This is a genomic window from Actinomycetota bacterium, assembly GCA_035536535.1.
Taxonomy (GTDB): Bacteria; Actinomycetota; JAICYB01; order JAICYB01; family JAICYB01; genus DATLNZ01.
Genome location: DATLNZ010000126.1, coordinates 1 through 2,419, shown reverse-complemented (window position 1 = coordinate 2,419; position 2,419 = coordinate 1). Strand labels below are relative to the sequence as shown.

Sequence of the window (2,419 nt, the reverse complement as noted above, 5' to 3'; positions counted from 1 at the left end):
TGGAGGAGCTGGACACCGAGCAGTCGGCCAAGAGGTGCGAGCATGCGACTCTCGGAGCGATGACGGTGGACGGCCTGGTGGACGAGTTCGTCTCCGGCCACCTCGAGCAGCACGCCGCCCAGCTGCGCCAGTCGCTGCAGTCGCCCTGAGGGGCGGTCTTTCGAGCAGTCGCTGCGGAGGCGCCGGGTAGAATTGGCGCCCATCTACGGAGGTGCGATGCAGCCGGCCCGCCGCAACAACGTTCCGCTCGTGGTCGCAGCCATTGCCGGAATCCTGCTCATCGTGGTGCTTCGGAACGTTTTCGGCGGGGGCCGCGACACATCGGACACGGGCGCCGCCGGAAACCAGGCCGCGCAGCCCCGCCAGGGCTGCATCGGACTGTCGGTGGTGGGGTCCTCTGAGAAGGCGGCTCTGCTCGCCCAGATAGCCACCGAGTACGAGCGCGGCGACCGCGAGGTCCGGGGCCGCTGCGTGGACGTTCAGGTGACCTCAAAGTCGTCCGGCGGTGCGGCCGAGGCACTTGCCAGAGGCTGGGACCCCGGCGTTGACGGCCCACGCCCGGACGTGTGGTCGCCCGCCGCCTCGTCCTGGGTGACGATCCTGCGGCAGAGGCTCGCCGAGCGCGACGCGCCCAACATCGTCCCGGACGATCTCCCGCACGTGGCGGAGACGCCCTTGGTGATCGCCATGCCCCGGCCGATGGCCGAGGCCTTGGGCTGGCCGGCCAAGCCGATCGGCTGGGGTGACGTCCTTTCGCTGGCGCAGGACCCCGCCGGGTGGGGCAAGTTCGGTCACCCGGAGTGGGGGGCGTTCCGTCTCGGCAAGACCAACCCCAATTTCTCCACGTCCGGTCTCAACGCCACGATCGGCGCGTTCTTCGCCGCTACGGGCAAGTCCAGCGACCTGACGGAGGCCGACCTGCAGGACCCGAAGGTCTCGGCCTTTGTGAAAGGCGTGGAGTCGTCGGTCGTCCACTACGGGGACATATCCCTGACGTTCCTGGAGAACCTCCAGAAGGCCGACGACCAGGGCACCGGCCTCACCTACATCTCGGCCGTCACGGTGGAGGAGAAGTCGGTGTGGGACTACAACAAGGGCAACCCGACCGGCGACCCCGCGACGCTCGGGAAGCACAAGCCTCCGAAGACGCCCCTCGCCGCCGTCTACCCCAAGGAAGGAACCCTGGTCTCGGACAACCCGTACACGGTGCTCAACGCGGAGTGGGTTGACGACGCCCAGAAGGCGGCCGCCGCCGATTTTCTGAAGTTTCTGCAGTCCCCCAAGCAGCAGGAGCGTTTCCAGAAAGCGGCCTTCCGCGATTTCAAGGGCAACCCCGGCAGCGAGATCAGCCAGTCGAACGGGGTTCTGCCCAAGGGGGCCCAGTCGGTGATCTCGCCCCCCTCCCCCAGCGTCCTGGACCGCGTCCAGAAGTCGTGGGCCCAGTTGCGCAAGAGGGCGCGGGTTCTTCTGGTGATGGACGTCTCCGGGTCGATGGGGACAGCCGTCCCGAAGTCGGGATCCTCACGCCTGGAGCTGGCGAAGGCGGGGGCCATCAAGGCGCTGGACCAGCTCGCCCAGGACGACGAGGTGGGGCTGTGGATCTTCAGCTCGGAGCTACAGGGGACCACGCCCTACCAGGAGCTGGTCCCCGTGTCGCCGGTGGCACAGCGGGTCGGCGAAATCAAGCAGCGAATCGGGTCGCTGGTCCCGCGCGGTGGCACCGCTCTGTACGCCACGACAAAGGCCTCCGTCCGCACTCTTCAGCGCAGCTACGACCCGATGCGGATCAACGCGGTCGTGCTCCTCACCGACGGCCGCAACGAGTATCCGCCCGACACCGACCTCGACGGGACACTGCGAGAGCTACGAAGCGAGGGCAATCAGGCGACCATCCGCGTGTTTCCCATCGCGTACGGCGAGGACGCCGATCTGACGACCCTCAGGAAGATCGCCGAGGCCTCCCGCGCGGCGGCCTACGACGCGGGTGACCCCCAGTCGATCGACAAGGTGTTCACCGCCGTCATCTCCAACTTCTGATGCGGCTGTCCGAGGACCTGCGCGACCCCTGGACCCTGCTCCTGACCGGGGTCGCCGTGGGTTCGGCCGCGGCGGTCGGTCTTCCCGCCGGGGTGGCAATCGGCGTCGGGGCGGCCGTCTTCGGCGTGAAGTCGATCTTGTCGCGCTTCACGGCTTCGCCCGAGGACGCCTCCGTCAGGATGCTGCCGGTCCGGGACAACTCTCCCGAGCTCAGGTGGCTCAAAAGGGCGGAGAAGGCGGTCCGGTCCTTCACCGACCTCGCCGAGGGCGGCAGAGCCGGTCCCGTCGCCGCCCGCACGCAGGAGATCGGCTCCCGCGCCTGCACGACCCTGGAGGCCATGCGACGCCTGGCCGGGCAGACGTCCGCGATCGCTTTCGCCCT

Annotated in this window: 2 protein-coding genes; both read left to right on the top strand. The window is 68.6% G+C overall.

The features are described from left to right. The first annotated feature begins 216 nt into the window (after window positions 1–216). Complete coding sequence (locus VNE62_08435) at window positions 217–2,037, top strand: substrate-binding and VWA domain-containing protein (protein HVE92312.1); 1,821 nt, start codon at window positions 217–219, stop codon at window positions 2,035–2,037. After that, window positions 2,037–2,419: hypothetical protein (locus tag VNE62_08430; protein ID HVE92311.1), on the top strand; the 383-nt coding region annotated here is incomplete at its 3' end. The genes VNE62_08435 and VNE62_08430, both read left to right, overlap by 1 nt.